Raw genomic sequence first — 17,021 nt, 5'->3', positions numbered from 1 at the left:
GGGATCGAGTACAACTGTTGTTCGATCGGTTCCGTGATGAAGCGCTCGACCTCCGCGGGCCCCGCATCCGAGTACGTCGTCCACACGGAGAGCGTCGGGAAGGCGACATCCGGCAGGAGATCGATGGGCAGCCGGAGGAACGACACCACGCCCAGCACGGCGATGCCCACATAGAGCATCGCCGTCGCCACCGGCCGCCGAAGCGAAACGTCGGGAAGCGCCACGGTCAGCCGACTCGAATGCGGCGGGGGTTCGTCATCGGCCGCCGGGCCCGCCGTCGACGTATTCGGCCAGATTCGACCAGGCGATCTGGTAGTCGTACCGGTTCTGGATCAGCGAGGTCTCGGCGTTCTGCAACGCGGTGACCGCGTTTTGAAGCTCAAGATAGCTCGTGGTGCCAAGCCGATAGCGTTCCTGCTCCATATCGAGACGCTCTCTCGATATCTCATACGCCTGCTCCAGTAACCCCAGCGTCTGAGCAAGCTCTTCGATCTCGGTACCGAAGCGCCTGACATCGCGTTCGATCTCCAACCGCAACCGCCGATAATCTTCCTCGGCCCGTCGCTTGGCGGCCGACGCCTGGGCGTTCTGGCGTTCGCGGCCGAAACCGTCGAAGAGGTTCCAGGAAGCCGAGACGCTGAACCCACTGCTCGTATCGCCCGGGTCGAACTGCCAGAACGAAACATCGGAGCCGAAGCTCTCGTTGCGGTTCAACCTGAAGCCTACGTCGATCCGGGGCAGGTATATCATGCGGGCGGACCACAGCGATGCGGACGCCGCGGACCGATCGGCCTCCAGCGCGGCAAGTCCGGGATCGGAGATCACGGCGGTGCGGACGATGGACTCGATGTCCGGCGCCCCGGCGGGCAGGCCCTCATCTCCGGCCAGTACGAGTCCTTCGCCCGCTTCGGGCGGCAGCCCCATCGAGACCGCGAGCTGCCGGAGCCCGACCCGCAACAGGTTCTGTTCCGCAATGAGCCGGATCCGGGCGTTCAGCAGTTGGAGCTCGGCGCCAAGAAGGTCCGTGCGTTCCACGGCCGCGATCTCGTACCGCCGGCTGGCGATTTCGAGTTCGATTTCCCGGTCGGCGATCTGGGTCCGCGTCAACTCCAGCAACTCCTGGCGCCGCAGGGCGTCGAGGAACTCACGCCGCACCGCCGCGACAACCCTCCGTTGCTCATCGTCGTAACGTCGCTGCGCGCCCCTGAAGTTTGCCGCGCTCCGCCGGAGTTCCGCGAAGCGTCGACCTCCCTCGAGCACTGTTATACCGAGATTCAACCCCTGGCCGGCGGACTGAGACGTGTACGTGAGACGTTCCTGCAGCCGCTCGGCGGGTCCTTCCTGGGCATCGTACGTGGAGCGGGTGGCGCTCGAGCGACTGAGATCCAGGCCCACCGACGCCCGGGGAAGAAACGCCCCCCAAGCCGCCAACCGGTCGGCGCCCGCTCCGTCCGCTGCGGCGCGGGAACTCATCAGCACCGGGCTTTCGCTAACGGCGATTCGGACCGCCCGCTCGATATCGAGCGTATCCGGGAGCATCCGTCCCTGCGCGACCGCCGGCGATGCGGCCGCAAGTCCGCCCGTCGCCAGCAGGGCCGTTGCAAGAAGCCGTGGCATGCGCCGACTCGCCGCCGGCCTCACCGCGAACCGTCCGGGGCGGGTTCCGCGGGCGCCACGAGGTCGCTGTGGTTTTCGATGCGCACCTGGGCATCGTGCGTCAGCGTGGCGTGACCGTCGATGAGCACGACTTCGCCGCCCGCGGGCACGAATGTGTCGTCTCCGTCCGGGCTGGGGATGATCTCGACCTGTGTGTCGTTCTCGAGGCCCAGCGTCACATACTCCCACTGGGCGCGCCCCGTCTCCGCACCCGGCGACCCCGGCTCGAACACGAACACGACCTGGCGCCGACTCCGCTCCACGACCGCCTCCTTCGGCACGAACGTCCGGTCCTCGAGCTGCCGGCCGGCGATCCGCACGTTCCCCGGCATGCCCGGGACGATCCGCGCCTCCGGGTTCGACAGCCGCACGGTGACCCGTGCGGTCAGCGTCTCGGCATCGATCAGCGGGTTCACGCTCACGACGCGCCCCTGGAAGACTTCGCCGGGGAGCGCAGGGAAGGTGGCCGTCGCCTGTCGCCCCACCTCCACCAGCGGCAGTTCGGAATGGAGCACTCCGGCATCGATGTCGATCTCCGAAAGATCGACCACCGTCGCGATCGAGTCCCCCGCTCGGACGCGGCTCCCCTGCGCCACCGAGAGGTTCGCTACAAGGCCGGAGAAGGGAGCGACGATACGAGTCTTCGCCAGCTCATACCGCCTCTCGGAAAGCGCTGCTTCCTGCTCGTCGAGGCCGACCCGGATCCGCGCCTGTTCCGCCCTGGCCATGCGTACCGAGTCCGGCAGTTGGTCGTCGAAGAGCACGCGGTCGTCGTACTCCGCCTGAGCTCGCTTCACCCCGGCTTCCGCCCCCTGCACCCGGAGTTCGTAGAGCGCGGGGTCGATCCGGGCGAGAGTTTGACCGGCACTCACGAGCCCGCCTTCCTGCACCGGCACGGCGGTGACGGGCCCCTCGACTTCCGCGTGGAGGGGAGCCTGGCGGAGGGAAGCGGCGTGACCGCTCGCCGTGACCCAGAGCACGAACGTGTCGCGCTGGATGACGGCCCCTTCGACGGGAAGGAAAATGTCCGTGGCGAACGCGGCCGCCGAAGCCGTCCCGCGCACCGCCTCGGCCACGGAGTCCGCTGCGGCATCGCCGAAGCTCTGCGGCTCGTCCTCCCCTTCCTCGTTCAGCCGCATGAAGATCCCGACGACGGCCGCACCCGCGACGAGCAGGACGATCAACGTGACCCAATGACGTGCCTTCATAAGCCTCGCACCGCTGTGTTCGGTTCGCGTGGTCGACCAATCGGAGTGGCCGCGGCAAGCCCAATCTATGGCAAGACCGTCAACGGTCCATCAACATCAGGGATCGCGGCTTTGACACTGGAACAAGTCCGAACCGTTGTATGAGCCGCGGACCGGCTGCCTTTACGCTGCGAGGGAGCCTAGGCGGGGGAGGACACCGGGTCAACTAATATGCTAGTAGAATCGAGAAAGCGAGAGCGGCGAGGAGAAGGCATGATCCAGAGGAGCGATGAGAGCGGCACGGCCGAGATCCGCATGGCGCACGAACCGGCGAACGTCCTCACCGTCGAGTTCTCCGACACGCTGGCCGCGGAGTTCGAACGGACGCGTGCGGACGACTCGGTGCGGGCCGTCGTGCTGACGGGCACGGGGTCTGCTTTCTCGGCGGGCGTCGAGCTCTTCCGCGTCGTCGACGACGGCCCAGGGTACGTGGAAGCGCTGCTGCAGAGCCTTGGGACGCTATTCTCGATGCTGCGTGCGTTTCCGAAGCCGCTCGTCGCCGCCGTGAACGGCCACGCGGTGGCGGGCGGCGGCGTCATCGCCTGCGCCTGCGACTATCGGACCATGGCCACCGGCCAGGGACGCATAGGGCTTCCCGAACTGAAGGTCGGCGTACCTTTCCCCGCGGTCGCCCTGGACATCGTGCGAAGCGCGATCCCGCGGCGATACCAGCGCGAGATCATGCTGCTCGGACGCCTGTACGACCCCGAAAGCGCAGCGGAACGCGGCCTCGTGGACGAGATCGTGCCGGCGAACGAACTGCTCGATCGAGCCCGGGCGATCGCGCTCGACCTGGCCTCGATTCCGGTGGCCACGTACAGCCTGACGAAGCGGCAGCTCGCATCTGGCGTGGGGGGCGCCATCGACCTGGAGCCGGAACTCCGCTCCGTCTGGACCGCAGACGACACGCTGGAACACATCCGAGGCTACCTGCGGCGAACGCTCGGCCGCTCGTCCGCCGCCCGCTGACTCGAACGTCGGCGGGCGACGGCAGCATTCGGATCGGGCTGCTAGATCCAGTCCTTCTTGCGGAAGTCCATCATGACCTCGGCGAGCTTCTCCATGTCCGACGGGAGGCCCATCGAGAGGCGGCTCCAGTCCGTCATGGGCGGGAAGGGGCGGCCGACGTTGAACCCGGCCTCGAACATGCGCTCGTTGTAAGTCGCGAGTTCGCCCTTGATCCGGTGCATCACGAAGTTGGTGTGGCTCGGCAGGACTTCGATGTCGAGCTGGCCGAAGACGTCGTACATGATCGCCTTCGCCTCGTCGTTCGTCTTCACGCTCTTGGCGAAGAACTCGTCGTCCGCGAGCGAGGCGACGGCCGCCACGCCCGCGACGTGGTTGGGCGCGTTCCGCGTCGCGAACGGGAGGACCCGCTGCACCGTGGCCTCGTGCGCAATCCCGTAGCCCAGGCGAATCCCGGCCATCGCGTACACCTTCGAGAAGGTGCGGGCGACGATGAGGTTCGGATGGCGTTCGATGAGCGGGACGAAGGTCTTGTAGCCGGGATCATCCGCGAGCTCGAAGTACGCCTCGTCGACGAGGAAGAGGTGCTGCTCGCCCTCGTCGCGGAGCCAGTCCATGATCGGTCCGGTCGGGGTGAGCGTGCCGGTCGGGTTGTTCGGGTTGCAGAAGTAGATCACGCTCGGCGCGGACGACTTCGCGACCTCCTCGCGCATGCGATCGATGTCGTGGGCGTAGTCGCTCGTGAGCGGAACCGTGACGTGGTCGTAGGCGAACGGCTGCGAGTACCGCGGGACGTCCTCGTACGTCGGCTCGGCGTAGATGAGGCGGCCACCGGGCGCCGCCCAGGCCGCCGACGCGATGCGCAGGATCTCCGTCGAGCCGGAGCCGAAGAAGAGCTGGCCGGGCTTAACGCCGAAGCGCGCGACGAGCGCCTCGCGCACGAGTTCGCCGGTCGCGCCAGGATAGCGGTTCGCCTCGTCGAGCCCGTCGATGATCGCCTGCCGCGCGGACGGGGCGATGCCGAGCGGGTTCTCGTTCGAACTCAGCCGGACGGGTCCGTTGTAGTCGCGTCCCGGACGGCGGGGGTTGAAGATCGTGTCGAGACCGCGCGCCGTCGTCGCGCCCGCGAGGGGTGCGGCAAGGGGTGCGGCGGCGATGCCGGCAACGCCGGCGCCCGTGAGTCCGGCTCGGAGAAACGCCCTTCGCTTCATGTGGCCTCCCTGAGGTTCCGAAGACGCCACTCCCGCGGGGAGGCGGCGCCCGCCCATGCTTCGTTGAAACATGGCCCGTGCGACGCCGAACGTCCAGCGCGGCGGGTCATTCCGCGTTCAGCGCGGAGGCGGGGGGGGGCGGCGCGGGGGCGGCTCTTCCTGCGGTTCGCCCCGCCCGGATCTTCGTTCCGTGACGAGGAGGCGGACGCCGGAAATCGCGCCGTCCATCAGAGAGTCGATCGCCGCCCGCAGTTCTTCCCCGCGGAGGCCGGCCAACTGCGCCCGCACGTCCTCGGGGAGCCGCCGGACGAGTTGTACGTGGCCGCGTTCCCGCCAGTCGGCGCGTCGGCGTTCGGCCTCGGTTCGCTCCCCATCCGGCGATACGGGCTCTCCCGCGCGGAAATCGCCGCCCGCCGTCAGGAACGGAAGCGCGAACGTGCTATCGATCTCGGCCGCCCGCTCGTAGTGGGCCTCGGCTTCCTCCAGGTCACCGGCACGGGCGAGGGCGTTGCCGCGATGGAACGCGGCCCACGCCTCCAGGTCCCGCGTCCCCAGGTGGCTGATGCGAGCGACCTCGGCCGGCGGCGGCGCGCCGGAGAGGTGGGAAGCGAGACGCACGGTCAGCGTATCCACGAGTTCGAACACATCGCTGCCCCGTGCGAAGTCGGCCGACGCCACGGTGCCATTCTCCAGTTCGATCAGCTGGGCGTCGATGCGCATGTCGCCGGCGGTCCCCGTCACGCTCCCCCATAGCAGCAGCCGGGCGCCGGCGCCGCGCGCGACGGTCAGCGCCAGCGACTCCGGGATCTCCTCCTCCTCGGAGAGCCCCCCCTCGGTGATGAGGTCGTAAAGGCTCTGCCGGCCCACGACGAGCAGATCGGGGAGTTGCGCCAGGTTGGTCGTGAGGAGGTCCGCGAGCCCCGAGCCGAGCCACTCGAGTTCCGGATCGGGCACGTTGTTCCGGAAGGGCAGGACCGCGAGCGAGTTCGGACCCAGATCGGGCGCCGACCCCGCGAAACTCACCGCATCACCGCTGCGGTCCACACCCTCCGCGACGATGGGGGGCGCCGCCATCTCCGCGCCTCCTCCGGCTTCCGGTTCGGCGGTCGCGATCCGGTAGGTGCCGATCCCGCCCAGTGTGACCAGCGTGACCAGGAGCCAGGCTTCGGCCCGGCGGATACGCTGGGGGCCGCGCTCGCCATGATACCAGCCGATGATGAGAAAGGCGGGGAAACCGAGGATGGCGAGGAAGACGACGGTATCGAGGACCTTTCTCGAATACGCGTAGGTCCCGACGATGAAGTCGGTGATCTCCACGCCGAGCCAGGCCGCGCCCACATACACGAGCGCGATCTGCACCATGCGCCGCTTCCGGATCTTCTCCAGGAGCGACGCGTCGCTTCCCTCTTTGTTCGTCATCATCCGCCCATCCCGGTCTTCGGAGGTGCGCCGGCCCGACGCCGTGAGCCATCGAGCCATGCGACACCGCCGGAGCGGCGAACGTTTGCCGCTCCGGCGGGTCCGCGGGCCGTTAGCGGTCGTTCTCTCCGTCGGGCTTGTCCCAGAACCCGAAGCCTTCCTTCCTCACTACCTCGAGCGGGATCGTATGGGTTTCGTCGCCGATCGTGATCGCGACGGTGTACGTCCCGGGATCAGCCAAGCCGCCCCCGCCGCCGCCCCCGCCGAAGAAGCGACGGATGGTCGACATGCCGCCCCGTTCGCGGACGGCCTCGCCCACCTGCTGGAAGACCTCGCGCATGGCGGCCGGGTCGGCGCCGCCGGCCGCGCCAGCGGCCATCGCCATCGCGGCGCGCGCTCCTCTCCCGCCTCCGCCCCGTCCCGCCGCCTGGCCGGGCGGCGGGTAACGCTCCGCGGGCCTCTCCTGCCAGCCCCCGCCGCCGCCTCCACGGCCTCCACCGCCGGTGAACATGCGGACGATCGCCCCCTGGTTGCCACCCTGCATCATGTCGAGCACCTGGTCCATCGTCTCCCGCGCGACGCCCTCATGCTCGACCAGCGAGTCCGCCACCGTCTCGTAGAGCCGGGCCGTGCGGAGGCTGTCCAACCGGTCCGCAGGCGACGACTCCCGTGGCGCGCTCCGCCGGTTGAAGGTCCACCGCACCCGCTGCACGCCGGCCGCGGCCGAACCGTTCAGCGTCTGCACGGTGTCGCCGGCCGCGTTCAGGATCGCGATCGAAGCCTGCGGGCGGTTTCCGCCCCCCGTCGCTGTGACGACCCCGGACACTGTGAAGGTGCGGACCGCCGCGCCCGCCGGCATTGCAACGGCGCGGACCGCCGCCGCGGCGCCCGCAGCCCCTTCCTCGACCTCTTCTTCGGCCTCTTCTTCTTCGTCCTCGACCTCCTCTTCCGCCTCCTGCTCGGCTTCAGCCTCGGCCTCCGCCGCGGCCGCCGCGGCGAGCGCCTCCGCCACGTCCTCGGGGACGTAGTAGGAGATCTGCGCCCCGTAGTCGCCCGCGTCTGCCTGGAAGTTGCTCTGCGCGACGAACTCGCCGCCCACCGGCGGATCCCCGAACTGGATCGCCGTCTTCGGCTGGAACACCGTCACGGCCTCGGGCAGGCGTCCGCCGTCGAGTTGCTGCAGGAGCGAGATGTCCGCTACGAAAATGGAGCGCCCGTGCGTTCCGGCGATGATCTCGCTCTCGCGCGGATGGATCTTCAGATCGTGGACCGGCACCGTGGGCAGCCCGTTCATGAAGCGCGTCCACGAGCCGCCCCGGTCCGTCGACACGTAGGCCCCCACGTCCGTCCCCACGAAGAGGAGATCCGGGTTCACCGGGTCTTCCCGGACCACGTGCACGAAGTCCGGCGCCCCGGTCGGGAGATTGGACGAGATCGAGCGGAAGCTCTCCCCGGCGTCATCCGTCACGTAGACGTACGGCGTGTAGTCGTCGCGCCGGTGGTTGTCGAACGTCACGTAGAACCGGTTCGGATCGTGGCTCGATGCCTCGATCCGGCTCACGTACGTCCCCTCCGGCACGCCGTCGAACCGGTCCGTGAGTTCGATCCACTCCGCCCCCTCGGGCGTCCGCCACACGCGGCCGTCGTCCGTCCCCGCGTAGAGTTCGCCCTCGTTGAGCTTAGACTCGGCGAGCGAGACGATCGTTGCGAAGTTCTCCGCCCCCGTGACGTCCGGCGTGATCCCGCCGGTCGTGTTGTACGCGATCTCGATCTTCTCCGGATCGGCGTAGGTGAGGTCGTCCGAGATCGGCGTCATCTCATCGGTGTCGTACGTCCACTTCAGGACGCGGTTCGCCCCGATGTACAGCGTCTGCGGATCGTGCGGCGACAGTTCGAGCGGCGTATTCCAGTTGAACCGCATCTCGTACAGCGCGGAGTCCTGCGCGACGAGCGCCTGCAACTCCTCGATCTGCGCCACGTTCCCGGCCGGGGGGTTGTCGGGATCGTCCCCCGTCAGGATCGCGATCGAGTCGCGGAGCGTCTGCGTGCGCTCGCGCCAGTCGGGGTGCTGCAGCTGGTGCCGCTCGCCCGTGCGCGTGTTCCGCCAGTAGATCCGGCCCTGCTGCGATTCGCCGAACACGATGTCCGGGTTCGTGGGATCCTGCGGCGCATAGAAGCCGTCGCCGCCCCCGATCGAATACCACATGTGATTGTCGATGGAGCCGCCGGCGCGTGCGCTCGGCCCACACCACGTATAGTTGTCCTGGAGTCCGCCGCAGACGCGGTACGGCGTGTCCATGTTGTAGCTGACCGCATAGAACTGACCCATGGGAATACGGTTGGGGAACTCGAAGTTGCCGCCCCGATCCCACGTGATCGCGATCCCCCCGTCGTTGCCCAGTATGAAATGGTCCGGATTGACGGGATCCCACCACAGTGCGTGATAATCGACATGCACGCCCTGGGCCGGGTTCCCGACCGTGCGGCCCCCGTCCCGCGAAAAGAAGAGGGAAGACCAGTAGATGAAGTCGGGGTCGTCCGGCGACACCCAGACCCCGGAATAGTAGAAGGGCCGGGAGTTGTTCGAGTTCCTGAACTCCCACGTCTCGCCGCCGTCGGCGGAGCGGTACAGACCGGAGGCGTGGCGATTCCCGTCTTCATCCGCCTCTTCCGGGGCCTCCGCCTCGACCATCGCGTACATGACCTGCGGATAGCTCGGCGCGATCGCGATCTCGAGCCGCCCCAGCATGGTCTCGGGGAGGCCGTTGCCCTCCACCTTCTCCCACGTGTCGCCGGCATCCGTGGACTTCCAGATCGCGCTCCCCGGGCCGCCGCTGTTGAAGAAGTACGGGCCGCGCACGCGCTCCCAGCTCGTCGCCCACAGGATGTCCGGATTCTGCGGATGCATGTCGATGTCCACGAAGCCGGCGTCTTCGGAGACGAAGTTGGTCCGCTCCCAGGTGTCGCCACCGTCCGTCGTGCGGTACAGCCCGCGCTCCTCGTTCGCTCCCCAGGGGTGCCCGAGCGCGGCGACGTATACCCAGTCCGCCTTCGTCGGGTGGACGACGATGCGGCCGATCGCCTGCGTGTCCTCGAGCCCCTTCAGCTCCCACGTGAGCCCGCCGTCGACGGACTTGTAGATGCCGCCTCCGGGCGAGATCGAGTTGCGCGAATCCTCCTCGCCGGTCCCGGCCCACACGATGTCCGGGTTGCTCGGCGCGATCGCCATGTCGCCCATCGAGACGACCCGTTCGTTGTCGAAGACGGGCCGATAGGTGGTCCCGTTGTTCGTCGTCTTCCAGATCCCGCTCGACGCGCCCGCGATGAAGAAGGTCCCGGTGCCGGGAATCCCTTCGATGTCGGTGACGCGCCCGGCCATGTTCGCCGGACCGATGGAACGCCATTCCATCTCGGCCATGAAGTCTTCATCGGCCACGGCCTCCCGGGCGGCCTCCTGGGCCACGGCTGAGGCCGGGAGGACGGTGGTCGCGAAGAGGACGGGGAGAAACGCACGCTTCAGCATGGTTCGCGGCTCCTGACTGTGGTGGTGCCTCGTGGGCGCAGGTGATGCTCCGTGGGCGCAAGTGAATAGACACCCGCGCGCGGTCCGGCGTTTGAGGCTCGGGCGCGCGCCTGGGCAGTGTCGTCGGGGAAAGGGCGAAGGGTCATGCCGGAGGAGGGACTCGAACCCTCAAGGGATTGCTCCCACCGGATTTTGAGTCCGGCGCGTCTGCCAGTTCCGCCACTCCGGCTCGCGAGCGCGGCCCCCAGATCTACAACAGCGGGCCGCGCGCGGCTATTGCAACTCGTCGAGCGCCTGGTACACGAGCGTGCGCAGCTTCGCGTGATCGTCCACGCCGCCCGTCGGGATGAGCTGCGTGAAGTAGACGACGACGAGATCCTCGGCGGGATCCACCCAGTACGTCGAGTGGTACGCCCCGCCCCACCCGTACTCGCCGACGGATCCGGGGGTTCCGCGCGCCCCGAGATCGGCCAGCACGCTGAAGCCGAGACCGAACCCGACGCCGCCGTCCCAGTTGAACCGGTCTCCCACGTGGTTGACCGTCATGAGGTCGACGCTCTTGCTCGACAGGATGCGGGCGCCGTCGAGTTCGCCGCCGTTCAGCGTCATCTGCAGGAAGCGGGCGTAGTCGTGGGCGGTGGAGAGGAGCCCCGCGCCGCCGGAGAAGCTCGTCCGCGGGCCGTCGACGTACGCGCCCTGGCCGACCATGCCGCCCGGATCGGGCGCGGGCGAAAGTTCGCCCTCCGAGGCCGAATACACGACGCTGAGCCGGTCGCGCTTCTCCTCGGGCAGGTAGAAGTGCGTGTCCGCCATGCCCAGCGGCTCGAAGATCCGTGCGCGGAGGAAGGCGTCCAGCGGCTCGCCCGACACTTCCTCGACGAGGGCGCCGAGGATGTCCGTCGCATAACCGTACACGTAGCGCTCGCCCGGCTGCGCGTCCATGGGGAGGGCGGCCATGCGCCGCACGGTCTCCCGTATCGGCTCGTCGCGGTGCGCGAAGTACCAGCCCTGAATGCCGGCCTCTTCCCAAAGCTCCGCCGCGGGGCCGCCGCCGTAGCCGATGCCGGCCGTGTGCGTGAGCAGGTCCCGGATCGTGATCGGCCGGTTCGCCGGGACGACGTCGTATCCGCCCGCTCCATCTGGGACGGCGACCGTCGTCTCCATGTACTCCGGCAGATAGCGGCCGAGCGGATCGGAGATGAGGAGTCCGCCCTCCTCCTGCAGGATCATGACGCCGACGCTCACGATCGCCTTCGTCTGCGAGGCGATGCGGAAGATGTCGTCCGTCTCCATCGGGTCGCCGGCGGCGACGTCCCGGTGGCCGACCGCCTCCAGGTAGGAGACCTCACCTTCGTGCAAGACGAGGGCCACGGCGCCGGCCAGCTCCCCTTCCTCCACGTAAGACTCCAGGGCACCGCTGAGCCGCTCGAGGCGACCCGCATCCGACTCGGCCGCCGTCGATCCCGGGACGCCCGCCACCGCAAGCGCCACGCCGACCACGAGCACCGGAAGCACGCCCCACAGCAGGCGCCTGGGCATTCTGTTCATCCTTCCTCCTCCGTCTATCGAGGTTTCCCGCTCAATGGAGGTCCGCCGTCAATCGAAGCCCTCGTCAATCGAGCGCGGGGTGCCGCATGTGCCAGTCCGTCGCCACCTGGAAAGCGTGCGCCACGCTCAGGATCTTGTCGTCGGCGAACAGGTCGCCGATAAGCGTCGTCGTCAGGGGCTGCTCCGCCTCATCGCCCTCGGGCCCGAGCGGGCCGAAACCGTACTGCACGACGGCCGCGGGGTGTCCCGTCTCGTTCGTGAGCCCCACCTCTCCCGAGCCGGTGGCAAACATGTCGAAGCCCTCCATCGCCTCGGCCATGCGCTTCATCACGATGAGGCGCCGCCGCTGCGCGTGCACGTAGTCCATCGCCAGACCCTCGCGCCCACGGCGGAACCGCGTGAAGTCGCGCTCCTCCACCTCGCTGAGCCCCTCCGGCACCGGGGGCAGCTCCCCGCCGGGGGCGACGTGGAAGTCGAAGGCCGACGACGACTCCGCGCCAAGCGAACTCGCCGACTGGGCGGGCAGCTCGCGCATGAGCCTGGGCCGCGCTCCGAGTTCCTCCAGCTTCTCGACGAAGGAATGCGGCGCATCCTCCGTGTATCCGATCGAGAGCGCGCCCAGGTCCGGGTTCCGCTCGAAACGGAACGGCGTCGTGATGGAGGCGGGGTCCTTCTCATCCGAGCCGTGGATCTCGTTGAACACGAGCGCACAATCCTCGATCGTGCGGCACATGGGGCCTGTCTTGTCCATGCTCCAGGAGAGCACCATGCCCCCGTAGCGGCTCACGCGTCCGAATGTGGGGCGGAGGGCGCTCAGCCCGTTGCGGCGGCTCGGAGAGACGATGGACCCGCGGGTCTCGGTCCCGATCGAGAACGCGACGCATCCCGCCGCGGTCGCCGACCCCGGCCCGGCGGATGACCCGCTCGATCCCCAGGCCAGGTTCCACGGATTCAGCGTCCGGCCGCGGTACCAGCGGTCGCCGCGCGCGAACTCGCCCGTCGCGAGCTTCGCGATGAGGACGGCGCCCGCCGCGTTCAGCCGGCGCACGACCTCCGCGTCTTCCTCGATCATCTGGGTCTGGAACGCCGCCGAGCCCCACGTCGTGCGTGCCCCGACGGTCGAGAAGAGGTCCTTCACGCCGTAGGGGATTCCGTGCAGGGGACCGCGCCATTCCCCCGCCCGGATCTCGGCTTCCGCCTGCTCGGCCTCCTCCCTGCCCCGGTCCTCGAGGATCGTCACCGCGCACAGCAGCACGGGGTCGTGCCGCTTCATGCGCTCCATGTAGATGTCGAACAGTTCCGTCGGCGAGACCCTGCGCTCCCTCACGAGAGCCGACAGCCGGTGCACCGGGAGGAACGCGATCTCCTCCTCGGTGGACGGCACGGGCCCCTCCCAGGGTTCGACATCGATCGGGGTCTTCTCGAACGGGTTCATTCCCGCCCGCCAGTACTTCTCCAGGAGCGCCCCCGTCCCGCCCGGCCAGGCCTGAAACTGAAGCGCCGGCGGCTCCCCGTTCCCGAGCGGAATGACGTCCTCCTGAGCGGCCTGGTGCGCCTCCGGCAGCTCCGCCGCGTCGCGATTGGAAGGGGGTCGCGTCGGAGCGGCCACGAGCGTCCGGGGATCGAGGGCCCCCGCCGCGGTGGCCGCCGCGGTGACCTTCAGGAAGCCCCGCCGCCGCATCCGGCCCTCCGCCGCCTCCGCGCCTTTCCTGTCGAGGTCTACAGACACGCTCGCCTCCTCTGGCCGGGGTAACTCAGATGGTCACACTGCGGCGTGATTCACGAGCCGACAACCCGCCCGCGAAACTCCGACCCTCATTCTTGCGTCCGCACCGTATCCGTCCACGTCACGTATGGCGCCGGGGTCGGATGTCGGCCCCAACCCTCACCTGTGATCCAGGAGGCTCGGCATGGACATGGACCTGGTCGTCGTCTTCGCGTTCGTCTCCACGATCGTACTGATCATCACCGGAGGCATCGTCCTCTTCCCGCTGTCTCGCAAGCTGGCCTACTTCCTCGAGCAGGCGGCGCGAGATCGGGCGGACCGGCTCGCCGACGGGGTACAGGACGCCTTGCCGGGCGCGGCGGCGAACGACCGCATGCTTCAGACGCTCTCCGAGCTGCAGGACCAGGTGGGACAGATCGCCGAGCGACAGACGTTCACCGAACAACTCCTCGAGCGTCGCCTGGAAGACCCCGATCACGAGGCAGGTGGGCGAGTGGGGTGAGGCCGGGGCGCACGCGACCACTTCGGTACAACCGACTTCATCCCAACGTCGTCCCTGCCACAGGAGGGTGATCCGCCGCCCCGGCTTCAGTTCTCCCGTCAGTCCCGACCCCACGAAGCGGTCAGAAGTTCCGCGGGTCCGGGACACTGAGACGCGCCGAGTTCGAGAAGCGTTGCTTCGCGTCGGGTCCGGCGCCGGCACCCGGGCCGGCCGACAGCTCCTGGCCGGACTGCTAGCCGGGGAGGTTGAAGAAAGCGAGCCCGAGCACAACGTAGACAGCAAGGAGGAGCACGCCCTCCATCCAGTGCGTCTGGCCGTCATCCGCGATCTGCCCCACGACGAGGACGGAGACCGCCACGGCCACGACTTCCAGCGGAGAAAAGACGAGGTCGATCGGCGCCGGCCCGACCGCGTACGAGAGGAAGACGAGGAGAGGGGCGATGAGGAGGGCGATCTGCAGGGACGATCCCACCGCGATCTGAATCGACAGATCCATCTTGTTCCGGAGGGCGACGAGCACGGCAGTCGAGTGTTCCGCCGCGTTGCCGACGAGGGCGACGACGATCACGCCGACGAAGACCTCGGTCATCCCCAGGGAGTGTGCCGCCTCCTCCGCTCCGCCGACGAGGATCTCGCTCATCCAGCCCACGACCGCGGCCGCGCCTACGAGGACCGCGAACGACTTTCCCTTCGACCACGCGGGAGCCCCGTGCGTCGCGCCGTCGGCGTGCCCCGTCCCCTGGTAGAGATCCGCGTGCGTCCGCAGCGCGAAGACGAGCGAGAGGATGTAACAGACGATGAGGACGACGGAGATCTCGAGGCTCAGCGACCCTGACCCGGCTCCCGCCGCCGCTGCCGCCCCGGACTCCGCCCCATCCCGCAGGTAGTGCAGCAGCGACGGGATGACGAGCCCGACCGCGCTCAGGAGAAGGAGGGTCGAGCCCAGCTTGGCCGCCGTCCGGTTGAAGACCTGCTTGCGGAACTTCAGGCCGCCGAGCAGCGCGCTCAATCCGAAGATGAGGAGGATGTTCCCGATGATCGACCCCGTGAGCGACGCCTTCACCAGGTCGTGCAGCCCCGCTCTGAGGGCGAAGATCGCGATGATCAGCTCCGCGGCGTTCCCGAATGTCGCGTTGAGCAGTCCTCCGAGACCGGCGCCCACGTGCTCGGCCAGCATCTCGGTGGACTTCCCCATGATTCCGGCGAGGGGAACGATCGCGACGGCGGAGGTAACAAAGAGCGTGGTCGCCGACGCGTGGACGACGTACTCGAGAACGAGCGTGATGGGAACGAAGACGAGAAGGAGCAGGAGAATCTGGTCTGCTTTCAGCTTGAGAGCCAACCCGTTCTCCTCCCGTTTTCGCCGGAAAGCACAGCCGCCCGAGGCAAAAAGAGGCGCCGTCCGGATTCGAACCGGAGTAGGGGGCTTTGCAGGCCCCTGCCTAACCACTCGGCCACGGCGCCGAAGTTCGCACAGCCTAATGGAGCGACCACACCGACGCCACCGGCGGAAGGTTCTCCATCGCGCCCCGGACTGCTATACTCGCGCGATGCCTTCGCCGACCCGACGCGCCCTTCCGATCCTTGTCGCCCTCGTCGCCACGGCCATGGCCCCCATCCATCTGGCCGCGCAGTTCAGCGACGCGCGACTGCCGAGGCAGGGGAAGCTGTGGCTCACCGTCGCGCCGACCCTGCTGAACTGGTCCGAACAGTTCGCCTTCGACTCCAGCGCGGCGATCGCCGACGGGGCGCGCGAGCCGTTGGCCGCCCACTTCGACGGTCCGCTCGCCCGCCGCATGTTTCCTCCCCCCTTCGCTCTCATCCAGGAACTCAACGACGATGCGGAGGCCCTCGGCTTCGAACCCGTAACCGAGGACGATTTTTCGTTCGGCGGGCTCGACTTCTCCGCGATGCGGGCACAGGTACGCCGACTCGGGCTCGGCGTCGAGGTGGGTATCCTCGACTGGGTCAGCGTGGGAGCCCGGGCCCCCTTCACGCTCACGGACATGACGGTGGGCTTCGCCTTCGATTCCACCGCAACCGTGACCGGTAACGGCGCGGCCTTCGAATCCGGCGCGCCCTTTGTCATGGACGCGCGGTCGGCGCTCGGCGATCTCGGTTCGCTGATCGCTGGCGGCTCTCTGACGGGAACGGCCCTCGAGGAAGCGATCGCGCTCCGGAACGCCACGCGGGACTTCGTCAACACGCTGGGGCGGCGGGCCGCGGCCGGAGCCCTGATTCCCACCGCTTCCAGCGCGGCGGGGACCCAAATGGCGCAACGCTTCGCAGACTACGTGGCGGCGTTCGAGGCCCTCGGCCTGATGCTACCGGAGCTTTCCCTGCCCGAGTTCGCGACGGAGGATGACTTCAACACGCATTTCCTGAGCCAGGGCTTCGCGGACCGACTGCCGAGGGACAGCAGGAACGAACTCGATCTGGGGGAGGTCGAGGTCTTCCTTCGTGTGAACTTGATCGACGGCATCACGCGCCGAAGGCCGATCCCGGGGCCGGCCGGCGATGCGGGCGCGGGGGCCGAGTCCGGAGCGGATTCGGAACGGGGCATTCGGCTGCGCACGAGCGTCGGCGGACTCGCCCGGCTCCCCATCCGAAACCGCAACCTCACGATCTTCGGAGATCCGACGAATTCGGCGGACATACCGATCGGGGACGGCCAGACCGACATCGAACTGGCGCTGTACCAGGACATCGCCTTCGGGAGCCGCTTCATGATCCGCGCTTCCGCCCGCTACGGGATGCAGCGCCCCGACGAGGCGGCGTTCCGCTTCACTCCTCCGGACCGCCCGTATGGCCAAGAGGACCTGGTGGCGCTGATGCGGCGGGACCTGGGGGACTACGTCGCGGTTCTGGTCCGCCCTTCCCTGCGCTTCAACGCCGCCCTCAGCGTGGGAGTCGAGTACGACTACTTCCGGCTGCCCGCACCCACGTATCAGTTCGTGGGGATGGTCGAGGGGCTGGACCCGAACACGGTGGCGGCGGAGGGAGCGCAGACCCGCCATCGACTGGGAGTCGGGTTCCTCATCGATCTCTCCGAGGCCGGGAGCGTCGAGGAGTTGAAGGCGGGGGCAAAGCCGGTGCGGGGCGCATGGCAGTTCGGCATCTCGCTGCGCCGGGCGATCTCGGGCTCCGGGGGCCGAACGCCGGCGTCCTTCCGCTACGGGGCCGAACTCCGCTTCCCGATCAGCATCTTCTAGCGATCCGGCCG

12 protein-coding genes and 2 tRNA genes are annotated in these 17,021 nt (G+C 68.5%); 3 read left to right on the top strand and 11 right to left on the bottom strand.

Annotation, left to right across the window (positions count from 1 at the left end):
• The 3 genes from RN729_RS09040 to RN729_RS09030 all read right to left on the bottom strand — a co-directional run.
• Positions 1 to 224 (bottom strand): efflux RND transporter permease subunit (locus RN729_RS09040; protein ID WP_310783874.1); only part of this gene is annotated, 224 nt, incomplete at its 3' end.
• Between the two features lie 31 nt (positions 225 to 255).
• On the bottom strand, positions 256 to 1,617 hold the full coding sequence (locus RN729_RS09035; protein WP_310783871.1) for a TolC family protein: 1,362 nt from the start codon (positions 1,615 to 1,617) through the stop codon (positions 256 to 258).
• 20 nt (positions 1,618 to 1,637) lie between these two features.
• On the bottom strand, positions 1,638 to 2,864 hold the full coding sequence (locus RN729_RS09030) for an efflux RND transporter periplasmic adaptor subunit (RefSeq protein WP_310783868.1): 1,227 nt from the start codon (positions 2,862 to 2,864) through the stop codon (positions 1,638 to 1,640).
• A gap of 252 nt (positions 2,865 to 3,116) precedes the next feature.
• Between RN729_RS09030 and RN729_RS09025 the strand changes: the two genes are divergently transcribed.
• Entirely contained in the window at positions 3,117 to 3,872 is a 756-nt protein-coding gene (locus RN729_RS09025; protein ID WP_310783865.1) for an enoyl-CoA hydratase/isomerase family protein, read from the top strand.
• Positions 3,873 to 3,913: 41 nt separating this feature from the next.
• On the opposite strand, the gene RN729_RS09020 is transcribed toward RN729_RS09025, so the two are convergent.
• From RN729_RS09020 to RN729_RS08995, 6 genes are all read right to left on the bottom strand, one after another.
• The gene (locus RN729_RS09020; protein WP_310783862.1) at positions 3,914 to 5,080 is read right to left on the bottom strand and encodes an aminotransferase class I/II-fold pyridoxal phosphate-dependent enzyme; all 1,167 of its coding nucleotides are present in this window, start codon (positions 5,078 to 5,080) and stop codon (positions 3,914 to 3,916) included.
• Positions 5,081 to 5,197: 117 nt separating this feature from the next.
• Positions 5,198 to 6,502, bottom strand: coding sequence for a tetratricopeptide repeat protein (locus RN729_RS09015; protein ID WP_310783859.1), 1,305 nt, complete (start codon positions 6,500 to 6,502; stop codon positions 5,198 to 5,200).
• A gap of 109 nt (positions 6,503 to 6,611) precedes the next feature.
• The gene (locus tag RN729_RS09010) at positions 6,612 to 10,022 is read right to left on the bottom strand and encodes a hypothetical protein (protein WP_310783857.1); all 3,411 of its coding nucleotides are present in this window, start codon (positions 10,020 to 10,022) and stop codon (positions 6,612 to 6,614) included.
• Positions 10,023 to 10,167: 145 nt separating this feature from the next.
• Positions 10,168 to 10,251, bottom strand: a tRNA-Leu gene (locus RN729_RS09005).
• Between the two features lie 44 nt (positions 10,252 to 10,295).
• Positions 10,296 to 11,570, bottom strand: a complete 1,275-nt coding sequence (locus tag RN729_RS09000) for a serine hydrolase domain-containing protein (protein ID WP_310783855.1) — start codon at positions 11,568 to 11,570, stop codon at positions 10,296 to 10,298.
• A gap of 64 nt (positions 11,571 to 11,634) precedes the next feature.
• Positions 11,635 to 13,299 (bottom strand): amidase, encoded by a 1,665-nt coding sequence (locus RN729_RS08995; RefSeq protein WP_310783852.1) that lies wholly within the window; start codon positions 13,297 to 13,299, stop codon positions 11,635 to 11,637.
• Positions 13,300 to 13,480: 181 nt separating this feature from the next.
• On the opposite strand from RN729_RS08995, the gene RN729_RS08990 reads away from it, so the two are divergent.
• The gene (locus RN729_RS08990) at positions 13,481 to 13,798 is read left to right on the top strand and encodes a hypothetical protein (RefSeq protein WP_310783850.1); all 318 of its coding nucleotides are present in this window, start codon (positions 13,481 to 13,483) and stop codon (positions 13,796 to 13,798) included.
• A gap of 232 nt (positions 13,799 to 14,030) precedes the next feature.
• Here RN729_RS08990 and cax read toward each other — a convergent pair whose 3' ends face one another.
• Positions 14,031 to 15,140, bottom strand: coding sequence for a calcium/proton exchanger (gene cax, locus RN729_RS08985; protein WP_310783848.1), 1,110 nt, complete (start codon positions 15,138 to 15,140; stop codon positions 14,031 to 14,033).
• Between the two features lie 51 nt (positions 15,141 to 15,191).
• Positions 15,192 to 15,262: transfer RNA gene (locus tag RN729_RS08980), tRNA-Cys, on the bottom strand.
• 86 nt (positions 15,263 to 15,348) lie between these two features.
• Between RN729_RS08980 and RN729_RS08975 the strand changes: the two genes are divergently transcribed.
• A complete protein-coding gene (locus RN729_RS08975) occupies positions 15,349 to 17,010 on the top strand; it encodes a hypothetical protein (RefSeq protein ID WP_310783846.1) in 1,662 nt (553 codons plus the stop codon).
• Positions 17,011 to 17,021: the final 11 nt, after the last annotated feature.

The organism is Candidatus Palauibacter polyketidifaciens (assembly GCF_947581785.1).
Classification (GTDB): Bacteria; Gemmatimonadota; Gemmatimonadetes; order Palauibacterales; family Palauibacteraceae; genus Palauibacter; species Palauibacter polyketidifaciens.
The sequence above is the reverse complement of the archived record's forward strand: the minus strand, read 5'-3'. Positions and strand labels throughout refer to the sequence as shown.

What these genes read in the sequence shown, in the direction of transcription:
- RN729_RS08990 (WP_310783850.1), top strand. Translation starts at nt 13,481, where the DNA reads ATGGACATGGACCTGGTCGTCGTCTTCGCGTTCGTCTCCACGATCGTA.
- RN729_RS09000 (WP_310783855.1), bottom strand. Translation starts at nt 11,570, where the DNA reads ATGAACAGAATGCCCAGGCGCCTGCTGTGGGGCGTGCTTCCGGTGCTC.
- RN729_RS09025 (WP_310783865.1), top strand. Translation starts at nt 3,117, where the DNA reads ATGATCCAGAGGAGCGATGAGAGCGGCACGGCCGAGATCCGCATGGCG.
- RN729_RS09015 (WP_310783859.1), bottom strand. Translation starts at nt 6,502, where the DNA reads ATGATGACGAACAAAGAGGGAAGCGACGCGTCGCTCCTGGAGAAGATC.
- RN729_RS09030 (WP_310783868.1), bottom strand. Translation starts at nt 2,864, where the DNA reads ATGAAGGCACGTCATTGGGTCACGTTGATCGTCCTGCTCGTCGCGGGT.
- RN729_RS08975 (WP_310783846.1), top strand. Translation starts at nt 15,349, where the DNA reads ATGCCTTCGCCGACCCGACGCGCCCTTCCGATCCTTGTCGCCCTCGTC.
- RN729_RS09020 (WP_310783862.1), bottom strand. Translation starts at nt 5,080, where the DNA reads ATGAAGCGAAGGGCGTTTCTCCGAGCCGGACTCACGGGCGCCGGCGTT.
- RN729_RS09035 (WP_310783871.1), bottom strand. Translation starts at nt 1,617, where the DNA reads ATGCCACGGCTTCTTGCAACGGCCCTGCTGGCGACGGGCGGACTTGCG.
- RN729_RS09010 (WP_310783857.1), bottom strand. Translation starts at nt 10,022, where the DNA reads ATGCTGAAGCGTGCGTTTCTCCCCGTCCTCTTCGCGACCACCGTCCTC.